Consider the following 2,379-nt stretch of genomic DNA (forward strand, 5'->3'; position numbering starts at 1 on the left):
AGGTCACGGTAGATCACCGTGCCCTCCGGATGCCGCTCCTCCCAGACCTTGCGGAAGGTCGCCGTGACCGGACGGGACGAGGAGACCTCGCCGGGGAACACGGACGAGTCGATGTGCAGCAGCGTGGCCATGGGCTTTCTCCGAAGAGCGGTGTCCGAGGCGGGGAACCAGGGGCAGAGGATTCGCGCGAGATGGTATCGAGTGATACTGTCTTGAGTGAAACGGAAGTGCCGGCGTTGAGTAGAGGGAGGCAGGCGGTCATGGACGTCTATGAGGCGGTCACGAGCCGGCGGGCGGTGCGCGGATTCACCGACCGGCCCGTCCCGAGGGGGGTGCTGGAGCGGGTGCTGTCCGGCGCGGCTTGGGCACCGTCCGGATCGAACCTCCAGCCGTGGCACGTCTACGTGCTGACCGGCCGGCCGCTGGCCGAGCTCAAGAAGCGTGCCGGCGAGCGCCTGGCCGCAGGCGACCCCTGGGACGAGCCGGAGTACGAGCAGTACCCGCCGGCGCTGAAGAGCCCCTACCAGGAGCGCCGATCCGCCTTCGGTGAGCAGCGCTACGGCGCACTCGGCATTCCGCGCGAGGACATAGAGGCGCGCCAGAGGGCCGCTTCCGCGAACTGGGACTGCTTCGGCGCCCCCGCCGCCCTGTTCTGCTACATCGACCGCGGCCTGGGCCCGGCCCAATGGTCCGACGCCGGCATGTATCTGCAGACCGTCATGCTGCTGCTGCGCGCCGAAGGGCTGCACAGCTGCACGCAGATGGCCTGGGCGAAGTACCACAAGACCGTCGCGGAGGTCCTGTCACCCCCGGACGAGCTCCTCCTCTTCTGCGGCATGTCGATCGGGTTCGAAGACGTCACGGTGGGATACACCCGCACGGGCCGGGCGCCGCTCGACGAGACGGTCACGTTCGTCGACGGTTACTGACGCCGCCCCTCCTCAGCCGGCCAGGGCACCGCACGGTTGTCTACACCCTCCACGCCCACTTGGTCTTCACTCCGAAGCACCGGCGCGGGCCGTTCACCGACGAGATCCTGCGACGCTGCGAGGAAGTCATGCGAGCCGTCTGCGCCGACTTCGAAACCGAACTGGTCGAGTTCAACGGCGAGAAGGGTCACGTCCACCTCCTCGTGCACTACCCGCCCAAGGTCTCGGTCTCCAAGCTGGTCGGTTCCCTCAAAGGCGTCTCCGCCCGCAGACTCCGCCAGGGGTACCCCGACCACATCCGCAAGTACCTGTGGGGCGCGCACTTCTGGTCACCCTCGTACTTCGCGGCGAGCTGCGGCGGCGCCCCGCTCAGCATCATCAAGGAGTACATCGAGAACCAGAAGCGCCCGCAGTAGACGGCTGAGGCCAAAACAGTGCAGACCCATGCACGCCCGCGGGTCAGAGCAGTCCAGAGAAGCGCTTCCCCCGGGCGTGAACGCCCGGGGTTCCGCGCTAGTGCCGCAACAGGCAACGTTCGCCCCGTCGCGACGCCCGGCACGCACTCTCGCCGCACCGGCCGAAAGCCCAAGTACGTCCAGTGCGAGGACTTCCGGCCGGCACGCCGAGAGCACGCACCGGACGCCGCTCCTTGACGGGCAAACGTTGCCTGCCGCGGCACTAGATCATGCTGAAACGAGCTGCACTGGTCATGTTTCCGGCGACGCAGCCGGGCCCGAGCCCGCCGCTTCCACGGCAGACGCCGAGGCCACAACCGTCAGATGCGGTCGCAGTACCAGGGACCGGCATGCCGGTCGGCGCTCAGGCCACGGCCCAGGGTCCGAGGTCGCGCGTGCGGCGGCCGGCTGTGGCGGGCCGGCTCTCGTCCCATGCCGGGGCCAGCGCGGCGGAGAGGATGCCCCAGAGCTGGCCGGCGGTCAGGGCGTGCACCGGGACGACGACCTGGCCGGCGAGGCTGACGCGGAACGCGGACTCCAGCGCGCTGACGATGCCGATGAGCGCCATGGAGTCCAGCCCGTAGGCCTCCATCGGGACGTCGGCGGCGGCCTCCTTGTCCTTGCCGAGCCCCGGCAGGCCCTGGCGCAGGACGTCCTCGAATTTCGCGTTCCACGGTGCGTGGGCCATTGGGCGACTTCCTTCCGGGACACGGGAGAGGCGAAGCGGGGCTCCGGGCAGCACCGTGCCGCATCCCGCTCGAGTTGCCGTGGATGCCCGCTCAGGCCGCAGGCCCGTCCTGGGACATGACCGAAGCCCCCGCCACGGTGCTGTAGCCGGCGGGGGCCTCACGGGTTCGGCGGGTGGTCCGGTGGGCGGTGGTCCGGTGGACGTCGCAGGGGGAGAGGCGGGGGAGCGTTCCGCGGGCGGCGTGGGATGGGACGGACGCGCGAGGGCGGGCGGCATCCTCAGACGGCCGCGCTGCCGCCCGCGACCG

At 70.1% G+C, this 2,379-nt stretch carries 3 protein-coding genes and 1 pseudogene; 2 read left to right on the forward strand and 2 right to left on the reverse strand.

The window, feature by feature from the left end:
- Window positions 1-131, reverse strand: a pseudogene (locus tag ABZ656_RS56660) (FMN-dependent NADH-azoreductase); the annotation flags it as partial.
- Window positions 132-260: 129 nt separating this feature from the next.
- Here ABZ656_RS56660 and ABZ656_RS56665 point away from each other — a divergent pair.
- Entirely contained in the window at window positions 261-929 is a 669-nt protein-coding gene (locus ABZ656_RS56665) for a nitroreductase (RefSeq protein WP_101403486.1), read from the forward strand.
- Complete coding sequence (gene tnpA, locus ABZ656_RS56670; protein WP_360280384.1) at window positions 926-1,345, forward strand: IS200/IS605 family transposase; 420 nt, start codon at window positions 926-928, stop codon at window positions 1,343-1,345. Before ABZ656_RS56665 ends, tnpA begins: the two co-directional genes overlap by 4 nt.
- A gap of 403 nt (window positions 1,346-1,748) precedes the next feature.
- On the opposite strand, the gene ABZ656_RS56675 is transcribed toward tnpA, so the two are convergent.
- Window positions 1,749-2,072, reverse strand: coding sequence for an acyl carrier protein (locus tag ABZ656_RS56675; RefSeq protein WP_360280375.1), 324 nt, complete (start codon window positions 2,070-2,072; stop codon window positions 1,749-1,751).
- Window positions 2,073-2,379: the final 307 nt, after the last annotated feature.

It is taken from the genome of Streptomyces sp. NPDC007095, assembly GCF_040634475.1.
In the GTDB taxonomy this organism is placed as follows: domain Bacteria; phylum Actinomycetota; class Actinomycetes; order Streptomycetales; family Streptomycetaceae; genus Streptomyces.

Excerpts from the sequence above, each read along its gene's own strand:
- ABZ656_RS56675 (WP_360280375.1), bottom strand. The coding sequence starts at position 2,072 with ATGGCCCACGCACCGTGGAACGCGAAATTCGAGGACGTCCTGCGCCAG.
- ABZ656_RS56665 (WP_101403486.1), top strand. The coding sequence starts at position 261 with ATGGACGTCTATGAGGCGGTCACGAGCCGGCGGGCGGTGCGCGGATTC.